This window comes from Spirochaetota bacterium, assembly GCA_030154445.1.
In the GTDB taxonomy this organism is placed as follows: Bacteria; Spirochaetota; Brevinematia; order Brevinematales; family Brevinemataceae; genus Brevinema_A.
In genome coordinates, this window is sequence record JAGUQW010000002.1 from 109,466 (window position 1) to 136,255 (window position 26,790).

The following is a 26,790-nucleotide window of genomic DNA, read 5'->3' on the forward strand; positions in this document are numbered from 1 at the left end:
TAATTATTTTTCATCATCTGTTAAAATACCACCAGATATCACTATTCCGAAAGCTTTGTCTGTAGACATATCTAAGGGAATTAACTTATCAGTGTTCACTAATATAAACCAACCTGTAGTAGGAATAGGTGTTGTTGGTATAAAAACAGTTGAAATATTTTTATTAGTACAATCGGTAATGTAAGAACTATCTTTTCCTGTAATAAATCCTATGGCATAAGTAGATTGAGTTGGAAAAGGAACTAGCACTGCTTTGTCAAAAGTACTATTTTTGGAAGGATCGGGTGAAAACACTTTAGTAATTTGTTCTACAATACCATAAACTTTGTTAAACATAGGGATATTATTGAATAATTTATGAGAAAGAGATTTTACCCATAAACCAAAAGCACTTTCTCCTAAAAATCCAATAATAATAATGATAATAGTAAGAATAGCAGTAATAATAATATTAATAATGAATTCATAGTATTGATCAGGGATACTTGCTGGAAGTATTTGAGGAAGTAGTTTTGAGATATTAGTAGTAAATTGATACAAATGATTAAAAACCCATCCTAATATAGCTATAGTTGCTGATATAGGAGTTAGTAAGAGAATCCCATTTAGAAACCAAATTCGCAAAATATTAGATCGTTGAGGAATATCAATAATTTTTGGTAATGGACTATTGGCACTATTTTCTTGTAAAGATCCAACAGAGATAACAGTAGTCATTGCTTGCCCGCTATTTAGTTTGCAAGGCGTTATTTTATCTTTTTTACAAAGAAGAAAAAATCCAGCAGATACTACAGGAGCAGAAGGAACATAAACTGTTATCCAATTATCTCCCTCTTTTTCACCCAAAAGATGTCTTGCGTGGGTAGAGGTAACAAAAGCAATACTTTGTGAATATTCATTAGGGTAAGGAATCATCACACTTTCTGAAATACCTGTAGTTAAATTATTTGAGTTATCTTGTTGGAAAACACTTTCTGTAATTTTTTTAAAGGTAGTATAAATAGGTCTTATAAAAGTAGGTTTCATAAGTATTTGATCTATTAAAAAAGAAAAAAATTTACCTAAAAATGTAGATGCTAACATTCCAAAAATGAAAATGATCAAAATAATACATAATAAATATAAGAGATCTACAATACTGTTGATATAAACCTGTTCTGTAATAAATATGGGTATTATACTAGATAAATCAGGGATGAAACTTCTTAATAAAGACCAACCCCAATAGACAAGCCCTAATGTCACTCCGAAAGGTAGAATTAGTAGTATTCCGTCTTTAAATGCATGTGTAATAGAAATTCTTTTTTTCATTGTATCTTCCTTATTATATTTTTAATTATTTAGTATTTTGGTATCCTACTGATAGAACAATTCTTCGTACAATATTTGCAAAAAGAGGGGCTGATACACCGCCACCACTTCGTTTGTTACCTTTTGGATTGTGAATTGCGACAACAATAGCTAAATTTGGATCTTCAATTGGTAAAATCCCAATAAAGATTGTATTATTTTTACCTATGCTATATCCTGTTTGTCCAGCAATCATTCCTGTTCCTGTTTTACCACCAATCCTTACTCCATCAATAACAGCTTTAGCTCCCGTTCCTCGGGCACTGACTACACTTTCCATAGCGTATAATAATTCTTTGGCTTTTTGAGGATGCAGTAGTTGTTTAGGGGGAGATATATTATTTGTATATAATTCTTCTCCCGAAGAATTTCGAATAGAAGTAATAAGTTGAGGATCTTTATACACACCCTGTCCCCCAATAACAGAACTGGCAATTAATAATTGTAATGTCGTAACACCAATTTCTTGACCAATAGCTATCATGGGTTTTGATAAGGATGTCCATTTTGAAGGTTCGTGTAAAATCCCCTTTTCTATACTAGTCAGCGGTAAATTAGGTTTTTTCCCAAATCCTAATTCTAATAACCACAAATAATAATCATTGATACCAAATAAGGATGATAGACGAGCAAACGATATGTTAGCAGATTTGGTTAGCATTGTTGATAAAGGAATATAACCAAATTTAGGTTGTGAAAAAGTATAATCAGCAACTTTATACGAAGTAAAATCATCGAATGTTGGACTTTCAGTAGAAGCAAAACCCTGTTCCATAGCAAAGGCTGCGGTAAATATTTTCATAACAGATCCAGGTTCGTAAATATGTGATGTAGATACTGGTCTATGTATGTCATCACTTACTTGTACTAATGCAAGTATTTCTTTAGTTTTGACATTGATGATACCAACACTACCACTGTTAGCATCAGACTCTTGAACTACCCTATATAATTCTTCATAAGCTATTCTAGATATTTCAGCATCTAAACTCAAAGTAACACTAGAACCTTGAACTAGAGTTTTGTTTTGTGTGTATTCAACTCCATATAATCCAACACCATCTCTTCCTAATATACCAATAATAGGAGCTAAAAAAGGATAAGGATAAAAACGGGATTCTTCTGCAGTGATTCCTAATTCATCATTTTTTAGGAATCCTTCTTTTTTTAATAAGTTGTATAGTAGTTCTACTGGAGCTAATATAGAAGGGGTCATATCTCTTTTTATATAAGCAAAACTTTTGTTAGTTTTGTCAAAATTTACAAGATCACTAACTGAGAAATATCCTGTGGAACGAAGGTATTGTGTTATGTATTCTTTTAATTCAAGAGAAATACGATCAGGTCGTACATATAAAGAACTCGTGGAAGATATTCCAGCGATTAATCGACCTCTAGTATCATAAATATTTCCACGAGGGATAGAAATACGATAATTAACAGATGACAATCGTTTGTCAGGAAATAAAGTGGTTTGTACAAGCTTGATACCTGTAAAAAGGAATCCAAATAAAAAACATACCGAAAGGGTAAGAAAACGATAAGATTGTTTCATATACATACGCCTACTTAAATCTACAAAGAATAAATCAAATTCTATATTATTATGACAGTTTTTACTTGAAATTGCAATTTAATACTTGCTAATACTAATAAAATATATATATATTACATAGGAAGTATTAATACAAAGATTTAATCTTTATTATAAAAATTGATTTAATTTATGTTTTTTGATATAATTAATAAATCAAATTATTATATAAAATATATATTATAAATTCATGGAGGATTTATGAAAATGAACAAAATTAGTTTATTAATCGCGTTAGGAGTGGTAATTATGTCTGAAAGTAATACAGAAGCACAAACAGGGATTATTCAACCTGTAAATCCAAAAAACCCAGTAGTAACTATAGAAACAGAATTAGGGCTTATTAAAGCTGAAATTTTTGAAGATAAAGCACCTATTACATCAGCTAATTTTCTTAAATTAGTAAAAGAAGGATTTTATAATGGAATTATTTTCCACCGTATTATAAAAGATTTTATGATACAAACTGGAGATCCTCAAGGAACAGGAATGGGTGGTCCAGGATATACTATCAAAGATGAATATCATCCTCGTCTCAAGCACACAACTATGGGAGTTTTATCCATGGCTAATGCTGGGCCAAATACTGGTGGTTCTCAGTTTTTTATTACTTTAGCACCAACCTCTTGGTTAGATGGTAAGCATGCTATTTTTGGTCAAGTAATTCAAGGACTTGATATTGTTAAAAAAATAGGTGAAGCACAGACAGGGGCAAATGACAAACCTGTCAAACAAATTTCTATGAAAAAAGTAACTGTTAATTAAATTTATAATAATATTATTATAAAAAAAGCAAAAGTCTTAGACTTTTGCTTTTTTTTTATGTAATGTTATAATTTTTTATAATACTAATATTAAGAATTTTTGTTTTTTTTCAAATTGTCTTGACGATATATTTATAATACAGTATAATTATGATATTATAAAATTACTAAAAAATTGAACTATTTTTATTACAAATATGAGAGAGGCTGTTTGAAGATGAGTGTGAAATATTTTGATTTTGAATACGAATTAAAAGAGATAGATCTTGCAATAGAAATTCTTAAATCCGATTTAGAGACAGACTCGGTACAAATCCATACATTAGAAGATAAAAAAAAAGATATTTTACAACATGTGTATAAAAATTTAACACCATGGCAAACAACCCAAGTTGCTCGTCATCCAAATAGACCAAGTTTTGTGGAATATACACAAAGTATGTTTTCTGAGTTTATAGAAATACATGGAGATCGTTTGTATGGCGATGATAAATCTATCATTACGGGTTGGGCAACATTAGGTGGTGAGAAATTTATGGTGATAGGCCAAGAAAAAGGTAAAGACACACTGTCTCGTGTAAAATGTAATTTTGGAATGTCTAATCCTGAAGGTTATCGAAAAGTTCTTAGAGTTGCAAAAATAGCTGAAAAATTTAAAAAGCCTATTCTTACTTTTGTAGATACCCCTGGGGCTTATCCTGGTATTGGTGCAGAAGAACGAGGACAAGGTGAAGCAATTGCTAAAAATATTATGGAGTTTTTTGGGATTAAAATTCCTATTATATCTACTATTATAGGAGAAGGTGGTAGTGGTGGAGCTTTAGGGATAGCTGTAGCTGACAAAGTTTTTATTCTAGAACATTCTATTTACTCTGTAATTTCTCCAGAATCTTGTGCTTCTATTTTATGGCATGATTCTAAAAAAGCACAACAAGCTTCGGAAGCACTAAAATATACACCACATTATCTAAAAGAATTTAAAGTGGTAGATCAAATAATTCCAGAACCTATAGGTGGAGCACATAGAGATCAGCAATTAATGATGGATACTCTCGCTGAAAACATATTGAGTAATATAGTGTTATTAAAGAAAAAAAATATGACTAAACTTCTCAATGAAAGATATGATAGATTTAGAAATATTGGTTATTATACAAATTAATGAAATAAGGAGATTTGAATGAGTCAGTTAAATAATAATTTAGTTAATATGGAAAAGGGGCATTCTCTGTTTGAGAATTTTATTAGAACATTACCTGTTCCTATTCTTAAAGAATTTGTAAAAGGTTCGTCCTTACAAGCTGTTGAATTTAAAAAATCTAATCAAGTATTAACAACAAATGATTTAAATGCTATTGAAACAGCGTTTCCTTTGTCTATAGAAAAAAGTGAAAATAAGATTCTTGTTACAAATGGTGTATTAAATATTAAAAACAAGCGTGTTGCTGTTTTATTTTCCGGAGGTCCTGCATCTGGTGGACATAATGTTATTGTAGGTATTAAAAAAGCCTTGGGTGAACATAATACATTACTAGCTACAAAAGCTGGCCCTAAAGGATTATTAGCTGGAGAATTTTTTGAAATTACAGAAGCTATGGTTGCTTCTATTTGTAATACTGGTGGTTTTGATTTTATGGGTTCAGATAGAACAAAAATCAAATCTGATGAACAATTTGCTCAAGTTAAAAAAATAGTAGCTGAATATAAAATAGATGCTATTATTATTGTTGGTGGAGATGATTCTAATACTAATGCAGCTATTTTAGCTGAATTACTAATACCTTTAGGTGTTGCTGTTATTGGGGTCCCAAAAACAATAGACGGAGATCTACAATTAGGAGATTTGTTGCCTATTTCTTTTGGATTTGATACAGCCACAAAAATTTACGCTGAAATGGTTGGTAATATTTTACAAGATACAGCATCTTCTCTAAAATATTGGCATTTTGTAAAAATTATGGGAAGAGCTGCTAGTCATGTAGCTTTAGAAACTGCATTACAAACAAGACCTGCTTATACAATTATCTCAGAAGAAATTCTTGAAAAAAAAATGTCTCTTGCTCAAGTAATTGAAGATATTACAAATACAATCAAAATTCGTGTTAATCAAGGAATAAATCATGGACTTGTGTTGATTCCTGAAGGATTTATTGAATTTATTCCAGAGATGCGTATACTACTTAATGAAATGGACGAGATCATGGGGCATAATTTAGATATAATTAGTACTATGGATATTAACGCTAAAAAAGAATTTATTGTTTCTAAACTAAGTGCTGGAACACGAGTGTTATATCAAGATTTACCAAGTAGTATTCAAGATATGTTATTGTTAGAGAGAGATTCTCATGGAAATCTTCCTTTATCTCAAATACCTACAGAAATTTTAGTAATAGAAATGGTTGCTACTTGTATTACAAAATTACAATTATCTTCAAGTAAAGATTCATTGTTTACAACATACAAATTTAACGCTTTAAATCATTTTTTTGGTTATGAAGGTCGATGTGGAGCACCAACACTATTTGATGCTGCGTATTGTCTTAACTTGGGATTAATAGCTGGATCTTTAGTATTGGGTGGGCATACAGGTTATATCGCTGCTATTACGGATCTTCAAAATGGAGGAGTGGCTCAAGCTATTCCACTAACAGGACTTCTAAATATAGAGCGTAGACACGGTCAGGATGAGTTTGTAATTGAAAAAGCTCTTGTAAAATTAGATTCTCCAGCTTTTGAATTCTTTGTATCTCGTAGAAAACAATGGGCAGAAAATGAATGCTTTACTTCGCCAGGACCGCGTCAATTAATGGGATCTGTAGCAAAAACACTACCTATTACAGTTGCCTTAAATAGAAAATATGAGAATTTAACATTTAATTTGGGTGCAGACACAGAGATTAAATAATTATTCGTAAAAAATATTTGTATTATTTTGTTATAAAAAATAAAAACCATCAATAATTTATTGATGGTTTTATGTAAGGATCAAATCATGGCATTAACACTATTTTTAAAAAAGAAAAATCATAATAACATCAAAATAGGTATTCTTGGATTTTCTTGGACTACTTTCTTTTTTGGATTGTTTGTTCCTTTATTTCGTAAAGATTTCAAAGTATTTCTTCCTTTTTTCTTATTGTATATAGCGGCTATTTATTTTATGCCTTATACTTATTCTAATATAAATGGAATGGTTTCTTTTCAGATGTCAGATGATCTGGGAATTTATAGTTTATTTTCAACGGTATTCTATTGGATTATTAATATTTTTGGTGCTGTTTTTTATAATAAAATATATACACAAGCATTAATAAATAAAGGATATATTCCTGTATCTGTAGAAGGTATGGCAATTTTGAAAGCTTATCGTATAAAATTGGCTGATGATTTTGATGAAGAAGATATCGCTGAGTAATATTGTTATTTTGTGGAGAATATATTATAATATAAGCAATTGATGTTAAGGAAATATAAATATGTTTAGATTCTTAATGCTTTTGCTAATATTTTCGCCTCAAATTATTTTTACACAAGTTGATGAAATTATATTACCCGAGTTAGATTTTGCTATTGATGATCAAAGTTCTCTAAATACAGCAAGTTCTGAAGTTGCTATTTTAAAAGAAAGAACACCTCAATTTCAAGAAGTCTATTTGGATGAATTGAAAACAGGGATTACAGATGCATCTTTGGGTTTGGCTTTATCTCAAAAAAATCAAAATAAAGTATCTTATATTCAATTTTCTTATGGATCTTTTTGTAATACACAAATTAATACCTTATCTCAAAATCTTGTTAAAAATTTATTTTATCGTGTTTCATATCTAGGACAATTCCGTCAAAATATAGTGTTTAATAATTATGAATATGCTAATACTGCTCTTTATAATAATGCTGTAAATACTTCTTTTATTATAGATTTAACTAATACTAGTGTGAATATTGATTTTTCTTATAATCAAAACAAAACACATTTTGTTGATAATATAGAAAATGTTCAATTTTCGCAATACATTCCTACGACAATACAGGTCAAAAAATGGTTAAATGATAGTTCTTATTTAGATATTAGAACTCATGTAGGTATTTCACTTATAGAATTTCAAAATACTCAAGGACTTAAAACCAAAAATAAAACACTAATTGATAGTGATATTGATTTGTCTTATAAGGCAAATTTTACTGATTGGAATTATTTTGAGATGCAATTTGTATATTATTTGAATGACTATTCTCAGTATCAAGAACATACAGGTTTGTTAAAAATTAAAAGTGATTTTTTATTAGGTAAAGGTTTTGGGATCAATATAGGAATGGTTCTGGTTGCTTCTTCAGTAGATAATTTTTTTGGATGGCCTGAAATTGCTATGATTTATAATTACTTAGATATTGTAGCTATTGATCTTAGTGTTTCTGGTGATTTTAATTTGTATAATGCTGAAAAATCATCGAAAGAATTACAATTATATTCTTTTATTCCAGCGCCAGAATCTCGTTGGATTTACGAATTATCTTTTAGAATAACCCCAAGTCCTTATTTTTGGATAGGTGGAGATATACAGTATAGTGATTATAAAAATAAAAGAATATATATGTACAATACAAGTGACCAATTATATTCTTTTATGACTACAGATAAAGTAACGATCTTAAGTTCTGGGCTTACTATAGGTACAGAACTTATTAATATTTTTAATATAGCCCTTTTTTATCGTTATGAAGGAATTCAAAAAGATTGGCTTTTATATACTCCACATAAATTTGATGTTTTAATGAATTTAGGATATCGTCCTGCTGGTTTCAATCTGGAAACTAGATATACAATGTATGCTCCGCGTAATTTAACTGCATTCAATAAATCAGCTATGATTCATCTTTTAAATTTCCGAATTTCACAAAAAATATATCAAATGACAGAAGTATTTATAGAAGTAAACAATGTTTTAAATCAAAATATTCAATTTATCTCAGGCACATACTACGGTGGTATTCAAGCTAATGGTGGTGTGAAATTAAATTTTTAGATAAGGGAACCATGATGAAAAAAATATTAATATTATTATTATTTGTTAATACCACATATGCACAAGAAAAAATAGAATTTTTTGATCCTTATGAATTAAAAAAAGGAATGAAAGGGTACGCTCTCACTGTAATGCAAGGATTAGAACCAGAAAAAATGGGTATTGAAGTAATTTCTTTTATGCCAAATAAACTTACTAAAAGTGGTATGATATTAGTAAAATTATTTGGTGATAATGTTGAGCGTACGCGTGTAGCTGCTGGAATGAGCGGTAGTCCTGTATATATAGATGGAAAACTAGTAGGTGCATTAGCATATACATGGGCAAATGCTATAGAATTGCTAGCTGGGGTAGTACCAATTCAAGATATGATATCTGATAAAACAAGAAGTGGTAATACTGTTTTTGTTCCTCAACATGCAACTTCTATCCAAACAGCATGGTTTATGAATGGTATAGAAGAGTCAGATATGCTTCAAAAAATACAAAATGTATCAACTATTAATACTTATAGACAAGGTATAGAAGAATTTATTACTGTTCCATCTTCTAGAAGTAATGGTATTATTCCATTAAAAGCAGGAGACGCTGTAGCAATAAAATTAATCGAAGGAGACATCAATCTTGCATCTATAGGTACTGTTACCTATGTAGATGGAGAGGATGTTTATATCTATGGACATCCTATGGATAGTGAAGGGCCGGTTAGCTTACCATTAGCAAAAGCTGAAATTTATGATATTATGTCAAGTACAAAATTATCGTTCAAATTAGGTAGAGCTCTTCCTGAGACTATAGGATCAACAATTTTTGATGGATTATCTTCTGTTTATGGACGCTTTGATAAAAAAGCTGTAATGATTCCTGTTACTATTAATGTTACAGGAAAAAAATATTCTAATTCTTATAATATGAATATGGCTCGTTCTCCTAAATATTTGCCAACATTACTTAGTGAAGGAATGGGGGCTATTCTTGAAAGAGAATTAGGGAAAAATATAGAAAAACAAGTAAAATTATCGTGGGTATTAAATTTCACCAATAATCAAGTTGTTTCTAATGATACAACATGGGTTAGAAACACGGCTTATGAACCAAAATCTATTAAAAACTACTGGAAAAATTATATTTCTATTTTGTGGTCTAATAGTTTAGTTCACTTAGTTCCTTCAAAAATAGTATTTAATATAGATGTAAAGGATGAATTTTATGAGTATTATGGTGTTGAAGGGGTAAAGTTGTCCAAAACTGCTTATTTACCTGGAGAAGATATAAATATTAATCTTATTTTGCAACAATATGTATCTAATGATATTTATACTAATATGGTATTGTCATTACCTGAAAATATTGCAGAAGGTGTATATACTCTTATTGTTGGTAGTGCAGTTGCTATAAAATCAGAATTAACTGAATTATTTCCTGAAAAATTTACTATAAGAACGGAAAAACAGTTGTTAACTGAATTAAAAAAACCTATTAATAATAATATGATAGAAGCTGTATTAATAGATGTACGATCAGGAAGTTTGATAGGTAATAAATTTTTTGACAATATTCCTCAAGCAAGACAATCTTTGTTTGAAAGTAAAACAAGTTCTGGAAGAAATATTCTAACTCCAAAATTATTTCAAAACACATTAAATATGGATGCACCTGTAATTGGTGGTAAATTTGTGACTATAAAAATCATTGTCCCAATGCCATTAAAGACTATTAGTTAATGGAATTTTAATAACACATTTTTTTATCAAAGAATTTGGGTGATAATGTATTCTGTAAGCATCTTCGGGATATAAAACAACTATATTTTTTTCTATGAGTCGTATTCTTGTTTGTGAATAACCTGAATACAAAATTTGATCACTTTTGGAATTATAGTGTTGTAATACTTGTAACTCAGAAATATCATTAATATCCATAATTTCTTCACCAGATATGATTATATAAACATAAATATATTGACGATGTGATCTCCAATGCGATGAGATATTGTCTTTATGAGTATATTCTTCAATAAAATAAGAAAAACTTTCTTGTTCTACGGTATGTGTATTTGGTATTGATTCGGTTAAAATATGACTATTCCAAGTGAAAAAATTCAAAGCTTGAACCAATTCTTTGGATAAGTTATCAACAATAATACGATCAGTTCGTGTTAAAATCATAATAATCTCTATAATATTTTTTTAATTTTATCTATTTCTTTTTTTAATTTTACAATAGCATCTCTACAAATAGCAGCTTCTACAAATAATAGTTTTTCAGAATAATCATCCATTAATTTAGAAATTTCTTTAATTTTTTTACTGCTGGTTTTTTTAGTATTTAAAATTTCTTTAATTTCATGTTTGGTTGTTTTTTTTGCATCATCAGCCATATATTTTCTTTCTAAAATTTCTGTGATATCTTTTTTTATAGTTTGCGGAGTAATATTATGCTCTTTATTATAAGAATCTTGAAGCTTACGACGACGAGATGTTTCTCGTATAGCTTCTTTCATTGCAGAGCTTATCTTATCAGCATACATCAAGACCATTCCTTCACTATTGCGAGCACTGCGGCCTATAATTTGAATCAAGGAACGAGTAGATCGTAAAAATCCTACTTTATCTGCATCTAAAATACAAACAAGAGACACTTCAGGTAAATCAATACCCTCTCTTAATAAATTAATACCAATGATCACATCATATGTACCAGCTCTTAAATCTCTCAAAATTTCTGTTCTTTTAATCGTATCTACATCACTATGGATATAAGATACCAAAAGTCCAGACTCAATAAGATGTTCTGTCAAATTTTCAGCCATTCTTTTGGTGAGAGTTGTAACAATCACTCGTTGATTTTTTTCTTTTCGTATTTTAGCTTCTGTAATAATATCTAAAATTTGCCCTTCTGAAGGTCGTATTTCTACAATAGGGTCTAATAAACCTGTAGGTCTGATAATTTGTTCAACAACAGCTTCCGAGTGTTGAATTTCAAAATCTGCGGGGGTAGCAGAAACAAAAAGAACTTTGTCTGATATATCGAAAAATTCTTCTACTTTAAGGGGTCTATGATCAATCGCTGAGGGCAATCTAAATCCATGATTTACAAGAGTTGTCCTTCTACTTAGATTACCATTAAACATACCACTAACTTGAGGAATAGCAATATGAGATTCATCTATAATAGTTAAATAATCACCTTTGGGAAAGTAATCTAATAAAGTAAAAGGACGCTCTCCTTGTTTTCTGAAAGTGAGATGTCGAGAATAATTCTCTATACCATTACAATAACCAACACTTAGCATCATATCGATATCATACTTTACACGAGCTTCCAAACGACTTGCCTCATCACCCCTACCTTCAGCCTGTAGTTCTTGCACTCTCTCAATCAACTCTACTTCTATATTTTCAATAGCTGTTTCTATTTTATTATCTGTAGTAAGAAACAATCTTGCTGGATAAATAAGAGTTCTATCAATATTTTCAAGAATAGTGCCTGTAACATATTGAATTTTTGTAATAGAAGTAATACAAAAATTTTGATCTAATGCTATTCTCAAGAGATCTTTGGAATAAGAAGCATGAATATCTAAGCAATCATTATAATAACGAAAACAAGCTCTATCTAAAGTAAACTCTCTTTCTTCATAGAGAATACGAGTAAGATGTTGGGTGATTGTTTTGAGATCAATAGTCATACCAACAGTTAGTAATAAAATTAATTCTTTATAGTCTGTTGGTGCTCCCATACCATAAATACAAGAAACAGATGCTATAATAATAGTATCCTTTCTTTCTAATAAAGAAGCAACAGCAGAAATTCTCATACGATCTAACTCATCATTAATGCGAGATTCTTTTTCTATATAAATATTTTTTTGAGGAATATACGCTTCGGGTTGGTAATAAGTAAAATTTGAAACGAAATATTCAACAGCATTTTCTGGAAAAAAATCTTTGAACTCTCTAAATAATTGTGCAGCGAGGGTTTTATTAGGAGATAAGATAAGTGTAGGAACTTGTAAATATTGGATAATACCAGCCATAGTAAAGGTTTTACCACTCCCTGTAACACCGAGTAAAGTTTGATTTTTCATTCCGAGATGATAATTTTCAGTTAATTGTTTAATAGCTGCAGGTTGATCCCCTGCAGGATCAAATTTTGAATGAAGAAAAAATTTATTCATATTATTAAAATCCTTAACATTTTCGTCGATATATTGTATAGTATACTATATATATAGTATAATTCAAAATTATACTATTAATTATACTATTAAATAAAGGAAAATCATAATGTTAAATAATAATAAAAATTTATTGCAAAATTTTTTTTATAGTATCCGTGTTAGAATTTTTCTAATTATAGGGATGATGGCTTTTTCAATATATTGTGTTGTTAGTGTTCTATCTTATCGTTCTGATACTCGTTCTCTTACTGTTTCTAGACAATTTTATCTTAATGAATTAAAATTATTAATTCAGACTGAATATAATATAGCATTAGGGCAAGAAATATCTGAGAAAGGACTAGAAGAGTTAGCTGAAAAATCAAATATATTATTAGATAAAGGACCTTTATATAATTATATTATTACATCTCGTTCTGAAGATGGCAAAAAATCAGTTGAAGAATTTAACAAAGTATTTGACTTGGCAGTATTAGTAACAAAAAATAAAGGTAATTTAGAAGAGTTGAAAAGATTAAACGAAGAAGCTGCAGCATATCCTTCATATGAATTATATTATAGAACAGTATTGTCAATTTCTAATAATATATTACAAGTAAAATTTGATAAACAAATAGTATTTTTTACTTTACTTATTACATTTATCATAAGTTTTTTATTTCTACAGGTAATTGCTGGAAGAATAGGGCTGATTACATATATGGCAAAAAAACTTATTAATGATGATGAAAGTTTACAGTTAAATGAAAGATTGAATTTTACAGCACAAGATGAAACTCAATATATTGTTACTAATATAAATGTTTTTATGGATAAATTAGAAAACTATACAGTACAATTAATTAATAATGCAAAAGGTTTAATATATCAAATTACTCAAATGTTTGAAGTATCAAAAAGTTGGACTTTGGAAACTCAAGTAATGAGACATTCTACAGAAAGAATTTCTCGTCAGATGTCAGAACAAATTTACAGCTTAAATCAAGCTGCTGCAGCTTTGGAAGAAATGGAAAGAACATTAGATGCTATTTTCAATACTATTTTACGACAATCAACGGCTATGACTCAATCTGCTGCTACTTTAGAAGAGATGGGAAGACAGGTAGAAGGTGTTGCTAAAATATCAGCTGATACTGCTGGTTTAGCAACGAGACTTACAGAGATAGCTAATAAAGGAAATGAAGCTGTAGAAGCTTCTATTGTATCTATCAAGGATGTTGCTGAATATTCTTCTCAAATATTAAAATTATTACAATTAATTTCGGGTATTGCTAAACAAACAAATCTTTTAGCGATGAATGCTTCTATTGAAGCTGCGCATGCAGGTGAAGCTGGACGTGGATTCGCTATTGTAGCAGAAGAAATAAGACGTCTTTCTGAAACTACAAATAAAAATGCGAAAGAAATAAAAACAGTAGTTGATACTATGGTTGATAAAATAGATAATTCTGTAGAACAAGCCAGAATTGCAGGTGAGGATTTAATTCAAATTAATACTTATGCTGAAAATGTATCTGAACGAATTGACCAACTAAATAATATGATGCAACAACAAAATACTGCGACACATGAAATGATAACGACAATAGAAGGCTTGGTTACTTTAGCTCAAGAAATTAAGATATCTATGGAAGAACAACAATTTGGATTACATGAATATAGTAAAACTATTGATACTTTACAAGATAATTTTGGTGAAGTAAAATCAACACTAAATGGACATATGTCCAGTGTGAATAATTTATTAGTTATTCTCACTGATATGGGAATAAGAATTTCTATTCAAAAAACTATTATGGATAATGTTCAAAAATTTCTAAATATTTATAAAGTGAATCCTGATTTACAAGTATCAGAATCTTATATCAAAAATACTCAAGATGCTATGTTTTTAGAATACAAAAAAAATACACAACAAAAAATGATGGATGAAAATAACAAATAACAAATAAAAAATAAAAAAAGCTCCTTATTGAAGGAGCTTTTTTTATTTGTTATTTAATAGTAATATTGTCTTGTGATTGAAAACCAAATACATCGGGAGAGGTGATAAATTGTACTGAGCTTGGTGGTGCTGTCCATATTCCAAAAGTTTGAGCAATAACAAGATAACGAATAATAATCTTACTTTTATTAACTTTTGTGAAAATATGAATTTTATCGTGTTTGGCAATATAAGTAGCATTTTTCAAATATTCTTTTTGCTTAGTAGGGGTATCTAATATAATTCCACCATATAAAGGATCTATAATTTCTATTTGTTGACTGCCTGAAGCTTGAGGAGTAATTTCTAATTCTATGATATATTTTTCTCCAAATATTAAGTTGTTATCAACAATAGAATTTGTAGTACTTTGATTATAAATATTTTTTTTAATTTGATAGCCACTATTGTTTTGAGTAGGATTTTTTTTGGGAATAGAACCATAAACTAAATAATAATAAATTTTTTTTTGTTCTGTATCCATAGTGATAGAAATATTTTTTTCTTTAATAGGGATAGTAATTTTATTGTTTGTATTATCTAAGGTAAATGTTTTTTTATTTATAGTAATATCAACTTTATAAGTATTATCAGAAGGATATTTCTGTAAAAAATTAACAAATACAAATATATTATCTTGTTTCTGAATATCTAATCCATTTAATATTTTAAATCCATCTTGATAGTCTCCATAATATTTAATTAATGTTGAGGCTATAAATCTTGAATTAGAATTTTTTATTAGAATAGTTGTACCTGTTTCCGTTGTTTGATTCATTAATAATAAAGTTTGTTTGGAAATATCTTGTAAAGGAAAATTTAGTAGATGCATTGTGTCTAAAATTAACGCATGAGTATTGTTATAAGAAGATAAAATTGGATAAATATTTTTAAAACTTTCTTTATCTAATAATTTGTTTGAAGCAAGTATATTAAGAGCATAAATTTGAATTAAAGCATCATTTGCTGAAGTATTCTTATTTTTTTTACTAATTTGTTGAGTAGTTTTTGTTAAATTGTTAAATAAATTACTGTCTATTTGATAGTTATGTTTATTTGCTAATTGTAAACTTTCGTACATTTGTAGTAATATCATAGGATTGGAAGTAATAATATTACCCAAAGGACTAGTTGCTATATTAGTAGAATTGATATAATAAGAGGATAGTGAGTTTAAATCATCTTGAAGTAAAGTGTTCAGCTTTTTTTTATTCCAATCTATTAGTTGATTTGTAATAAATAAGTCTTCATTTCCTATAAATAATAATAATCGTTGTAATATTTGTTCTATATACAAGCTTTCAGAAGTCAAAATTTTATTCAGGCTATTTTTCATTTGTATCATGGGCGTAGATGACAATTGAAGAGTGATCTCTTGCTCAAGATTGTTCTCAAGATCTGTCTCTAATGTAATATTAGTTGTATTATTTAAATACCCGGAATAACTAGAATATGTCCATGGATTATCAAGAATAACAGGAATATTCTTAATAAAATTATCTGAAAAATTAGTAGAATCTACTAGTATATTCCAAGATCTTTCTATATTTTTGATAGTATTTGTATTGGTAACAATAGCATATGATTTTTTAGGAATTAAAATATTTTTAGTAAAGTATGAATCAACATTATCTAAAGTTACTTTGGCATCAATAGTGCTATCAGAAAAATTACGAATATAAGCACCCCAAGTAACTTGATCATCTGGGCGTACAAAATTTGGAATAATTTCATCTATCATTAATTTTTTAGAACTAGTGAAATTATAATTTGTTTTACCAAATAATTCATTTTGATCATAGGCAATGACAGTAATATCAAATCCAGAAATATTGTCTGGTAATTGAAAAGAAATTTTTGTCTTTTTGTTTCGAGATAATTGTACAGAACTATTATAATAGATAGTATAAGGAAAATTAGATCTAACTTGAGAAGAACTTTCTATATTATCCATTAAAGAAGTACTTATAGGATTAGCAAAAGCAATGCTTTTTCTATTTAAAGAAGAAATAGGCATGGGAGATATAGCTGTAGTATTTGTTAAATTTTTAGTATCTAAAAGTTGTTTGCCACTATGCCATGTTGAAAAACCTGGATATCTAGTATTATAAAATATATCGATAGGATTCGGAATATCAGTATCTGTTTGTTCTAATACGGCTTTGTCTCTAATGATGACTACAGCTTCCCCATCAATTTGTTTGTTTTGAGCATTGTAAACCATCAAGTCTATTTCTACTAATTCTTTAGGTAAATAATTGGACTTTGAGGTGTTGATTTGAAAAGATAATTGTTTTTCATTAGGGCGTACGGTTAATGATGTATTTCCAAATAAAGTAAGAGGAATATTTTTTGTATTAGAAATGGAGGATAAAATAGCTGTAATATTTATACCTGGAATATCTTGGTGAGTTAGTGCTATAGGATAGGTAAAAATATTGTTAGATAGAATAATAGAGTGAAATTCTCTGATGGAATCTCTTTCTATAAAAAGTAATAATCGAGCTTTATCAAAAGGGTTTGAAATGTGTAAAAATGCCGTATCACCACTTTGGTATGTGGTGTTGTCTAATTCCATATAAAGTTGAGTATTATAAGACGAGGACTCCGATTTGAGAACAGAAAAAGAAGTAGACGAGCTTATTTTGGTATTATTACTATAGGTATGTACAATAACTTGATAGTTACCTTCTTGAGAAGGAATATATTGATAACTATATTGCCCATTTTTCATAGTTTTAGAGAAGATAGTTCTAGAATAATATTGTTTGAGAGGGATAATATTTGTAATAAAACTCCATTTTCCAAGAGTTAATTTTTCTATTTTATTAATAGTTAAAACACTTTGGATATTAGTAATAATTTCTTCAGTAATAGAATTTAGTGCTATTATTTTAAAAGCTATGGCTTCATTATTAAAAACTGTTGTGTTTTCAAGGTGTATTCCTAGTTGTACAGGTTGAAATACAGAAAGAGTATTGTTGTTAATTTCTGTAGATAGTGTAGAATCAGAGATAGTTTTTGCTTGAATACATAATTGATAATTTTTTCCAGAATAATCAGATAATTTTTTATTTATGATAATATCGGGTTTTTTGAGAGAGCTTTTTTGAGTATTTTTTAGTAATAATTCAGACAATTGAGGGTAAATATCTATAATAGGAGAATCATAAGGAGTAATTGGTTGAGCTGTTCCAAATTGATAGTAAGCGTATTTTTTACTGATAAAATTGAGTGGAGTTTTAGTAACAGTATACGAAATTGTTGATGGGAGTATTTCGCCGAATAAAAATTGAGGACGCAAAGAAAATACTAACTTTTCACCAAACAAAATTTTTTGTTTGGGTGCTGAAAATACGATTTCTGTATTTTTTGGAGTAAGAGGATATACATTAAAAAAAGCTTGTTTATAAAAATCACTGCTGGTATTTTTTATTTTTATAGTGTATTGTCCAGAAATAAGAGTTTGTTTTTCGTTTAAGGTTATATTCAAAGATCCGTTAGAAGACCAAGAGCTAAGGGTATTGGTAATCACTGTATTATTTGGATTTATAATAGTAATATCTACGGATTTAGTGAAAAAAGTGTTTTGACTAGTATAATAATTATTAGTTTTTGCACGAGCAATAGCATGTATATGAACTTGTTCTCCTAATTTATAAGTAGGTCTGTCTGTAAATACCATACTATAAATGTGTTGTGTTGTTGTAATATCATTATAAAATAAACGAGGTGAACTAGAAAAGAAAAAAGTAGAATTAATACTGTTGAAGTAACTATCATCACCACTAAGAAAAGCAATTTCATTAAATTTGCTTGTATCTTTAGGTATTCCTATAAATATAGGTTTTTCTAGTGCTTTTAAGGGTAATTTTGCGTTTGGAACACGAAGAAATCCATCCGATTTAGTTCTTCCTAAATCTTGAAAAGAACCTCTAATGGGATCCCAAATAGAAATCATTATATTTTCTAAAGGATTTTGAGTATCTATATCATGTGCTTGTAAAACAATATCTGATATAGATATATGAGCCATAAGACCACTCTGACTAGCTAATATTTTTGTAAAATTTGTATCTTTTGATGGCTGATCAGTATTTTGAATATTCATCAAAATAAGTGAGGTTTGATCTTCAAATATTTTAGTCAGATCGAATTCTTGCCAAGAAATTTGATCTATAGGAGAATTAATAGAAAAATTAGTTTTGTAAGTATTTACAGGCACATTTTTTCCATAAAGAGATAGTGCTGTATAATAAGCAGAATTAATTATTTGATAAGTAATAGTTATATTGGATACATTGACTGTTTGAAAAGGAACAATTGGATTTTTTCTATCTATATACAAAATATTTTTCATTTGACTAATAGCTGGTTTTTGATTTTGAATATCAAATTTGGCTGTGAAAACATTTGTTATTTTTTGACCATAAATATCAAATAATTTTTTAGGTGTAAAAGATAACAAATATTCTGTATTTCCTACAAAATCTCCATATATTTGTATATTAGATTCTTTAATACTATAAGATAGATTAGACACAGCAGGTATTGTAGTCAGTATAGAATTTGTAACAGCAGTTTTTTTGATAGGGGTGTTATGAACAAGCCAAAGATCATCATTGATAGTTTTAGAAAGTAACTTTGGTTCTCTTTGATTAAGATAAGGGGTACTATTAAGTCCTAACCATTCGGGAGATTTATAAGTATCAAATTCGTAGATAAATGGCTTTAAAATTGAATTAGTGTTTATTTTGGAATAATCAATCTCAAGCTTGTAGCTGGTGTTTTTTTTTAATCCATAAGGAAAAATATAAATTTCATTATAGTTTGTTACGATACAGAAGGTAGAAGAATTTTTTTGATTAGTTCTAATAGCATATTTTAAGCGAAATTTTATGTTTTGATATTGATCGGATAAAGTCAACCCTTTTTTTAGTTCTTGAATTTTAATGGCTCTAGAAATAGATAAGTATATAGGACTATATAAATTTTTTGATTCTAGAGAAGCATAAGAAACTTTAAATTCTTTGCCTTTTATTATGAAAGGTGAAGAAGAACTTTGTTGATAATTAATACTAAGTGATACAGGAGCACCTGTTAGAGAAGTAATATTCGTGTTGTAAGACACTATTATATCTTGATTTGGAGGTAACGGGGTATCCAAAGTATAAGTAAATTTTTTCCCACTGATAGTACGGATAGATCCTGATAAATTAGGAGTAAAGGAAAGATTCATTAGTGTTAACCATTCATAAGAACTTTCTTCGTAAGAAGAAAATTTAATAATATCTTGATCAAAACAAAAAGAAATTTCTCGTTGTCCTGATTGAAGAAGAGCTTCTTGGAAAGTAGAACCTTGGATAGTTGTGTATTTATTATGGACAATTACCAATCCTATAATGAAAATAAATAATAGACAACAAAATGTAATAAAATACATGTAATATGTACGGATCAATTTGTTGATACTAGATAAATTAGTACTAAAGCTCATTTCAAATCCTTATTGTAGTTAATTATTATATTATTTTATCATATTTGTACTTATATTACTAGTAAATTTTATACTTTATTTTGATAATAATAAAGTATAAAATATAAATTTCAATAAAAAACAAGCTCTAAAAGATAGAGCTTGTTTTTTATTTTTGATGTAGTAATTAATTATTATAAGTAATACCAACAGATACTGCACCATAACCGACATGATTGGCAATTGCTGCTGAAGCAGTATTGATTTCAAGAGGAGGGCAACCCAATATGTTTTCTAAATGTTTTAGATAGTATTCTTTTATATTTTCATTTAAGTGTGTATGAGTAACAATATAGCTTTTTATAGAGCGATTTGATGATTTTTTAGCAATTGCTTTTATGCTTTTAGCAATTGCTTTTTTAAATCCAAAGGCTTTACCAGTAATTATAACCTTTCCACCAACCATTTCAAATATAGGAAATAGGTTTAAAGCTTTAATTATTCCACCTTTAAACATCCCTAATCTTCCACTTTTAATAAAATGATCTATAGTTAAAAAGTTTAGAAAATTTGAAGTATGAGCAATCTCAGTAGAGATATTTTTAATAATATCTTCATGAGAAACTTTATTTTCAATATATCTAACAATAGAGCAAGCAATAACAGATGATCCAGCAGCTAAGCTATGAGAATCAATGATGTCAATTTTGATATCTTTTTTGGATAATATTAATTCCTTACCTTGTAGGGCACTTCTATATGTTCCACTAACTTCTGATCCCATAGTTAGAACAATAACAGATTCATAATAATTAGACAAATATCCAAATAAATCAGCATAACTTTTAGGAGAAGGTTGAGAGGTTTTTACGGAGGTATTTTTTTGAATGAAATACTGTTGAAATAATTCGAGATTCATAGTACGAAGATCTTGATAACTAACTTTATCAATTTCAATATTTGTAGGAATTAGATGAATTTGATGTTTATCCATAAATTCAGGAGAGAGAGAAACACCAGAATCTACAATAAAAGCAATAGAATTCTTTCTATGATGAGTAACATTATATTGAAGACGCATATCTTCTACTTTTTGAAAAGTGAAAGATCCAAATTGACGCAATTTGTCAAACATATCAACAGGATTGTTTGTATGAAAATGGAGACGTAATTTTTTGTCAGAACCAGCAATTACAATAGAATCTCCATCAGATTCTAAGATCTCAAGAATGGTATCACGAGAGATATTTTCACCGACAATACAAGTTTCAGTACAATATCGATTATGTAAAGACTCTTCAGTTAGATTTTCTGCTTCAGCCATAGGAAAATCATAATCATACATAAGAAGATGTTCTATATCATGATCTTCACGAGAAAAAGCACGCTTGAGCAGAGTATCTCTCATACCTTCTATAAAAAGAACAAAACCTTTAGCTCCTGCATCAACAACTTTGGCGATACGAAGTGCTTCTAATTGTTCAGTAGTACGAGCTAAAGCTTTTTGAGCGATAACTTCAGCTTTTGAAAATAGAGAATCAAAATCAGAAAAAGAATTTTTATTTGTGTGGATATACTCAGCCCATTCACGAATTACGGTAATAATAGTACCTTCTTGAGGAGATGGTATAGCTTTGTAGACATAGTCAGAAGCTTTTTTGACTATGTCTGCAAATTTTTGAGTAGAAACATTGGCACAATCTTTGATTTCGACACCAATACCGTAGAGGAATTGAGCCAAAATAACACCGCTATTACCACGAGCTCCATCAAGTGCAGCATCGCCAATACTAGCAGCAACAATATCAATGGAATCATTTTCTTTTGAATTGTAAATAATAGAAGTTGCTGTAGCAGCAAGGTTTGATCCAGTGTCTCCATCGGGGACAGGAAAGACATTTATTTTATTAATTTCTTCTTGATGCTCAATAATTTTTTTACCCCCAGAAATTATAGACCAATAAAGTTCTTTTCCAGTTAATTTTGATAGAATAGACATAAAACTCTCCTTTGAATATACTAAAATATAATAAATAAGACCATATATAGTCTATTAACTCATATTTATTCCACACTGATTATAATATAATACAACTCAAAATGCAATCTTTTCAACAGATTTTATTTTAGTAAAATATTGTTATTCTAATACTATCTACTAATAGAATATAATTAATTAATAAAATTATTATATAGAATATTACAATTTTTCTTTATTATAAATCAATATTGATAATATTAACTCATATGTACATATATATTTATATGTTTTTTTGTTTATAATGATATTTTGTATTGTAAAGTTCTGATAGTGCGGTATAATTAATAATCATATAAATATATATTTTCAAGGGGTATAAAGATGAAAAATTTGTTAATTTTTATAGTAGCAATATTTGCTATTACAGGGACAGGATTTGCACAAGATGAAGCACCTGCAGTCAATCGGTCATTAAGTTTTTATTTGGATTCTTTTACAGGGCATCTTACAGAAGCTTCTGGTGGTAAAGTTGGTGGAAGAACTCGTATTCTCACTGGTAATGAATTTGAGTTTGGGATGACTTATTCTCAGAATTTTGCTACTGTACCATGGCTTTCTATGTGGGTGAAAGCTCTTATTGTTACAGGAACAGCTCCTGGATTTAACAAAAATACAGGGGATTTTATGGGTAATCTTGGTGGAGCTTTTGTTCAACCTTATGGCCAACCTAGAGCACAAGTTGGTGTTAATCTTGGTGGACATGCTATTTTTGCAATGGATACAAGAGGTCTTTTGGCTCAAGAAAATTATTACACTATAAAATTAGGTAACGCAGGAGCATTGACTTTTCAAAGTATTTTAGAATTATGGATGGTTCCTCAAGTTAATGAAATGTTTACTACAGATGCCGATGGAAATTCTACTGGTATAGGTGCTGGATTAACTGTAACTGTTGTTGATTTATTTGAAATGCGTTTGAATTATGAAATTGGATTTGCTCCAGGATGGACTTATAGAACTAAATTAGGCTTTCGTTTTGGTGGAAATGAATCTGCAGAAGCTTTTGGTCAAAGCTTTGCAATACGTTGGGAAAATCAAGTTGTTTGGTCTGTAACACCTAGTTTCTATACATGGATACAACTTCGTTATCATATAGCTAACATGGCTAATGCTACTATGAAAACAGATAATCAACTATTTCTACAAGCAGGTTTAGGCTATGCATTTGATTTTTCAAAAAACTAGAAAAATAATAATAATTAATTAAGAAATAAAATACAAACTAAGAGGTATAAAAATGAATCTACAAGAGTTTATGGACAGTAAAATAGCACCAGCAATGAATAAATTTGCTCAAATGCGTCATATTCAAGCTATTAGAGATGGAGTAGTTCTTAATCTTGTTCCAAGTATGATAGGATCAATGTTTCTACTATTTGCTGCATTACCGATTCCTGGATATGGAGATTGGATTCGTGCTAATGGTATTTTTGATGCACTCTTAATTCCTATTGGAGCAACATTAGATTTAATGGGAATGACAGCTGTTATTGCAATTTCTTATCGTTTGGCGGAAAGTTACAAAGTGGATGCTTTACCTGCAGCAGTGATATCTTTGCTTTGTTTTTTTATGTTAACACCTTATCGTGTTTCTCATGAATTAGTAGAAGGTGGTATAGCAGGAGTAATGCCTATAATGTATTTAGGCTCTCGTGGATTATTTACAGCACTACTTGTTGCTCTAGTAGCAACAGAAATTTATGTGAAAATGGTTAAATCAAATTTAGTAATAACAATGCCTAATGGCGTTCCACCAGCTGTAGCAAAATCTTTTGCTGCTTTAATACCTGGAGGAATCACTTTAGTTGTTCTTTGGTTGGTTCGTTTGGCTATTGATGCATCTTCTTTTGAGAATATTCATACTATTTTGGCTGAGTTTGTAGTAAAACCTCTTTCTGGTATGGGTGGTAATATTTGGGGTGCTATTGGATTCATGTTTTTAGTGCATTTCTTTTGGTTCTTTGGAATACATGGGCACTTAGTAATTGGTCCCGTTTTAGATCCTATTTTCACAGTGTTTCAGGATGCAAATCGTCTTGCTTTTCAAAATGGAGAGGCAATTCCTCATATTATTACTAGATATTGGTTTGATCTATATGTAACATTAGGTGGTGCAGGAGCATCATTATCAGTTATCATTGCTATGGTATTATTTGCTCGTAGTAGACATTTAAAAGAAGTAGGTCGTTTGTCATTAGCTCCAGGAATATTTAATATTAATGAACCTTTTGTATTTGGTCTTCCAATAGTATTTAATCCTATTATTTTTATCCCTTGGATGCTTGTTCCTATAATGAATGTATGTACAGCTTATTTTGCAACAATTATTGGTTTTTTACCAAGACATAATGGTATTATTGCACCTTGGACTATGCCAATTTTCTTTAGTGGATTTTTAGTAGCAGGTTGGAGAGGGATAGTAATGCAAGTAATTAATCTTACTTTATCATCTATTGTTTGGTTTGCATTTATCAAAAAACTAGATAATATGGAATATCAAAAAGAATTAGATGAATTAAAAAAGAATTAATTTATTTGAAGATTGATACAAAACAAAACTAAGTAATATTTATTTACTTAGTTTTGTTGTATTAATTGTATTAAGTAGTTTATACTATATTATATTTTTATTGGAGTTTATTATGACTAAAATTATTTTATGCTGTAGTGCAGGAATGTCTACAAGTTTATTTGTTCAAAAAGCAAAAACATATGCTGACGAACAAGGGATAGAGATAGAAATTAATGCTATTTCTGTAGCTGAATTGGATACTTATTTGACAGATGATGTGGATGTTGTTGTATTAGCACCACAAATTCGTTTTCAATTAGATATCGTATCTTCCAAAACGGATAAGCCTATTATGGTTATTGAAATGAGAGATTATGGTATGATGAATGTTCAAAAAGTATTACCTGAAATATTAGCACTTGTTAAAAAATAAAAAATATTAAGGAAAATATAATGTTCAAAAATTTTTCTAAAGATTTTTGGTGGGGAGTTGCGTCTAGTGGTCCTCAGCATGAGGGCGGAGCTTTAGAAGGTGGAAGAGAACCATCTATATGGGACAAATATTATGAAATGAGCTCTCATCGATTTTTTAATGAGGTAGGTCCTCAAGAATGTGGAGATTTTTATCATCGATTTAAAGAAGATATAAGTCTTTTAAAAGAACTAAATCTCTCTACCTATCGTACTTCTATTCAGTGGTCTCGCTTATTACCTTATGGTACAAAAACTCCCAATCCTGATGCTGTTCGTTTTTATAATGAAGTAATAGATACTATGTTGGAATTAGGAATAACTCCTTTTATAAACTTACATCATTTTGATATGCCTTGGTCTTACCAAGAAAAAGGTGGCTGGGAAAATAGAGATACAGTAAAAGAATATCGTTATTTTGCAGAACAATGTTTCAAATTATTTGGAGATAGAGTACAACACTGGTTTACTTTTAATGAACCAATAGTAGTACCTTATATTGCTTATGTAGGTGATTTTCTTTACCCTAATGTGATGGATATGCAAAGAGCAATGACTGTAGCATATCATACATCTCTTGCACATGCAGAAGCAATGGATGCTTTCCGTCAAGGTGGTTATACAGGAAAATCTGGTATTATTTTAAATATAGCACCTTCTTATCCTAGAAGCTCTAATCTTGAAGATGTGAAAGCAGCTCATTTAGCAGATCTTTTTCATAATGAATCCTTTAAAGAGCCTTCTCTTAAAGGAGTATATTCTCAAGAATTAATTAAATTTATGCAAGATAATAAGATCCCTCTTCCTATTCTCAAAGATGATGAAAAAATTATAGCTAAGGGTAAGGTTGATATTCTGGGTATTAATTACTATGCTCCGCAACGAGTTAAAGTGAAGGAACATCTTGTAAATCCTAAAGCTCCACTATATCCTGGAACATATTTTGATAATTATGATATGCCTGGTAAAAAAATCAATCCTCATAGAGGTTGGGAAATTTATCCACAAGGTATCTATGATTGTCTTATAGATATTAGAGATAACTATTCTAATGTAGAAACATTTATCAGTGAAAATGGAATGGGCGTAGAAAATGAAGAACCATTCCGTAATACTCAAGGTTTCATTGAAGATTCTTATAGAATAGATTTTATTAAAGATCATCTTGTACAAGTACATAAAGCCATTGGTGAAGGATGTAATTGTAAAGGATACCATTTGTGGACATTTGTGGATAATTGGTCTTGGCAAAATGCTTATAAAAATCGTTATGGATATGTTGAATTACAACTACATAATGATAAAAAAAGAGTTATTAAAAAAAGTGGTTATTGGATTAAAAAAGTTATTGAAGATGGTGGTTTTGAATATCGCTAAATAAGGAGAAT

The 26,790-nt window shown here is 29.2% G+C and carries 17 protein-coding genes; 11 read left to right on the forward strand and 6 right to left on the reverse strand.

What is annotated here, in order from left to right:
* Positions 1 to 3 precede the first annotated feature (3 nt).
* Both KFW21_00670 and KFW21_00675 read right to left on the reverse strand, forming a co-directional pair.
* Positions 4 to 1,311, reverse strand: a complete 1,308-nt coding sequence (locus KFW21_00670; protein ID MDK2817944.1) for a DUF502 domain-containing protein — start codon at positions 1,309 to 1,311, stop codon at positions 4 to 6.
* Between the two features lie 25 nt (positions 1,312 to 1,336).
* Positions 1,337 to 2,905 carry a penicillin-binding protein 2 gene (locus KFW21_00675; GenBank protein MDK2817945.1) on the reverse strand — a complete coding sequence of 523 codons (1,569 nt, stop codon included), beginning with the start codon at positions 2,903 to 2,905 and terminating at the stop codon, positions 1,337 to 1,339.
* Between the two features lie 246 nt (positions 2,906 to 3,151).
* Between KFW21_00675 and KFW21_00680 the strand changes: the two genes are divergently transcribed.
* From KFW21_00680 to KFW21_00705, 6 genes are all read left to right on the forward strand, one after another.
* The gene (locus KFW21_00680; protein ID MDK2817946.1) at positions 3,152 to 3,709 is read left to right on the forward strand and encodes a peptidylprolyl isomerase; all 558 of its coding nucleotides are present in this window, start codon (positions 3,152 to 3,154) and stop codon (positions 3,707 to 3,709) included.
* A 216-nt stretch (positions 3,710 to 3,925) separates the two neighbouring features.
* Positions 3,926 to 4,870 (forward strand): acetyl-CoA carboxylase carboxyltransferase subunit alpha, encoded by a 945-nt coding sequence (locus KFW21_00685; protein MDK2817947.1) that lies wholly within the window; start codon positions 3,926 to 3,928, stop codon positions 4,868 to 4,870.
* A gap of 18 nt (positions 4,871 to 4,888) precedes the next feature.
* Positions 4,889 to 6,616 carry a diphosphate--fructose-6-phosphate 1-phosphotransferase gene (locus KFW21_00690; GenBank protein ID MDK2817948.1) on the forward strand — a complete coding sequence of 576 codons (1,728 nt, stop codon included), beginning with the start codon at positions 4,889 to 4,891 and terminating at the stop codon, positions 6,614 to 6,616.
* Positions 6,617 to 6,703: 87 nt separating this feature from the next.
* Positions 6,704 to 7,126: a hypothetical protein gene (locus tag KFW21_00695; protein MDK2817949.1), complete on the forward strand. Its 423-nt coding sequence runs from the start codon at positions 6,704 to 6,706 to the stop codon at positions 7,124 to 7,126.
* 61 nt (positions 7,127 to 7,187) lie between these two features.
* Positions 7,188 to 8,735: a hypothetical protein gene (locus KFW21_00700; protein MDK2817950.1), complete on the forward strand. Its 1,548-nt coding sequence runs from the start codon at positions 7,188 to 7,190 to the stop codon at positions 8,733 to 8,735.
* Positions 8,736 to 8,749: 14 nt separating this feature from the next.
* Positions 8,750 to 10,459 (forward strand): hypothetical protein, encoded by a 1,710-nt coding sequence (locus KFW21_00705; GenBank protein MDK2817951.1) that lies wholly within the window; start codon positions 8,750 to 8,752, stop codon positions 10,457 to 10,459.
* On the opposite strand, the gene KFW21_00710 is transcribed toward KFW21_00705, so the two are convergent.
* Positions 10,442 to 10,903 (reverse strand): YhcH/YjgK/YiaL family protein, encoded by a 462-nt coding sequence (locus tag KFW21_00710; protein MDK2817952.1) that lies wholly within the window; start codon positions 10,901 to 10,903, stop codon positions 10,442 to 10,444. The two genes, KFW21_00705 and KFW21_00710, sit on opposite strands and share 18 nt — an antisense overlap.
* 8 nt (positions 10,904 to 10,911) lie before the next feature.
* A complete protein-coding gene (gene uvrB / locus KFW21_00715; GenBank protein ID MDK2817953.1) occupies positions 10,912 to 12,915 on the reverse strand; it encodes an excinuclease ABC subunit UvrB in 2,004 nt (667 codons plus the stop codon).
* 109 nt (positions 12,916 to 13,024) lie between these two features.
* Between uvrB and KFW21_00720 the strand changes: the two genes are divergently transcribed.
* Complete coding sequence (locus KFW21_00720; protein ID MDK2817954.1) at positions 13,025 to 14,863, forward strand: hypothetical protein; 1,839 nt, start codon at positions 13,025 to 13,027, stop codon at positions 14,861 to 14,863.
* Between the two features lie 49 nt (positions 14,864 to 14,912).
* Here KFW21_00720 and KFW21_00725 read toward each other — a convergent pair whose 3' ends face one another.
* Entirely contained in the window at positions 14,913 to 20,399 is a 5,487-nt protein-coding gene (locus KFW21_00725) for a hypothetical protein (protein ID MDK2817955.1), read from the reverse strand.
* A 166-nt stretch (positions 20,400 to 20,565) separates the two neighbouring features.
* Complete coding sequence (locus KFW21_00730) at positions 20,566 to 22,377, reverse strand: DegV family protein (GenBank protein MDK2817956.1); 1,812 nt, start codon at positions 22,375 to 22,377, stop codon at positions 20,566 to 20,568.
* 363 nt (positions 22,378 to 22,740) lie between these two features.
* Here KFW21_00730 and KFW21_00735 point away from each other — a divergent pair, with 363 nt between their 5' ends.
* From KFW21_00735 to KFW21_00750, 4 genes are all read left to right on the forward strand, one after another.
* Complete coding sequence (locus KFW21_00735) at positions 22,741 to 23,604, forward strand: hypothetical protein (protein MDK2817957.1); 864 nt, start codon at positions 22,741 to 22,743, stop codon at positions 23,602 to 23,604.
* 52 nt (positions 23,605 to 23,656) lie between these two features.
* Positions 23,657 to 24,949, forward strand: a complete 1,293-nt coding sequence (locus KFW21_00740; GenBank protein ID MDK2817958.1) for a PTS sugar transporter subunit IIC — start codon at positions 23,657 to 23,659, stop codon at positions 24,947 to 24,949.
* A 112-nt stretch (positions 24,950 to 25,061) separates the two neighbouring features.
* The gene (locus tag KFW21_00745) at positions 25,062 to 25,364 is read left to right on the forward strand and encodes a PTS sugar transporter subunit IIB (protein MDK2817959.1); all 303 of its coding nucleotides are present in this window, start codon (positions 25,062 to 25,064) and stop codon (positions 25,362 to 25,364) included.
* A gap of 20 nt (positions 25,365 to 25,384) precedes the next feature.
* Positions 25,385 to 26,779 (forward strand): glycoside hydrolase family 1 protein, encoded by a 1,395-nt coding sequence (locus KFW21_00750; GenBank protein MDK2817960.1) that lies wholly within the window; start codon positions 25,385 to 25,387, stop codon positions 26,777 to 26,779.
* The last annotated feature ends 11 nt before the right edge of the window (positions 26,780 to 26,790 follow it).

Coding starts and splice junctions, on each gene's coding strand:
- KFW21_00670 (MDK2817944.1), bottom strand. CDS start 1,311: ATGAAAAAAAGAATTTCTATTACACATGCATTTAAAGACGGAATACTA.
- KFW21_00675 (MDK2817945.1), bottom strand. CDS start 2,905: ATGAAACAATCTTATCGTTTTCTTACCCTTTCGGTATGTTTTTTATTT.
- KFW21_00680 (MDK2817946.1), top strand. CDS start 3,152: ATGAACAAAATTAGTTTATTAATCGCGTTAGGAGTGGTAATTATGTCT.
- KFW21_00685 (MDK2817947.1), top strand. CDS start 3,926: ATGAGTGTGAAATATTTTGATTTTGAATACGAATTAAAAGAGATAGAT.
- KFW21_00690 (MDK2817948.1), top strand. CDS start 4,889: ATGAGTCAGTTAAATAATAATTTAGTTAATATGGAAAAGGGGCATTCT.
- KFW21_00695 (MDK2817949.1), top strand. CDS start 6,704: ATGGCATTAACACTATTTTTAAAAAAGAAAAATCATAATAACATCAAA.
- KFW21_00700 (MDK2817950.1), top strand. CDS start 7,188: ATGTTTAGATTCTTAATGCTTTTGCTAATATTTTCGCCTCAAATTATT.
- KFW21_00705 (MDK2817951.1), top strand. CDS start 8,750: ATGAAAAAAATATTAATATTATTATTATTTGTTAATACCACATATGCA.
- KFW21_00710 (MDK2817952.1), bottom strand. CDS start 10,903: ATGATTTTAACACGAACTGATCGTATTATTGTTGATAACTTATCCAAA.
- uvrB (MDK2817953.1), bottom strand. CDS start 12,915: ATGAATAAATTTTTTCTTCATTCAAAATTTGATCCTGCAGGGGATCAA.
- KFW21_00720 (MDK2817954.1), top strand. CDS start 13,025: ATGTTAAATAATAATAAAAATTTATTGCAAAATTTTTTTTATAGTATC.
- KFW21_00725 (MDK2817955.1), bottom strand. CDS start 20,399: ATGAGCTTTAGTACTAATTTATCTAGTATCAACAAATTGATCCGTACA.
- KFW21_00730 (MDK2817956.1), bottom strand. CDS start 22,377: ATGTCTATTCTATCAAAATTAACTGGAAAAGAACTTTATTGGTCTATA.
- KFW21_00735 (MDK2817957.1), top strand. CDS start 22,741: ATGAAAAATTTGTTAATTTTTATAGTAGCAATATTTGCTATTACAGGG.
- KFW21_00740 (MDK2817958.1), top strand. CDS start 23,657: ATGAATCTACAAGAGTTTATGGACAGTAAAATAGCACCAGCAATGAAT.
- KFW21_00745 (MDK2817959.1), top strand. CDS start 25,062: ATGACTAAAATTATTTTATGCTGTAGTGCAGGAATGTCTACAAGTTTA.
- KFW21_00750 (MDK2817960.1), top strand. CDS start 25,385: ATGTTCAAAAATTTTTCTAAAGATTTTTGGTGGGGAGTTGCGTCTAGT.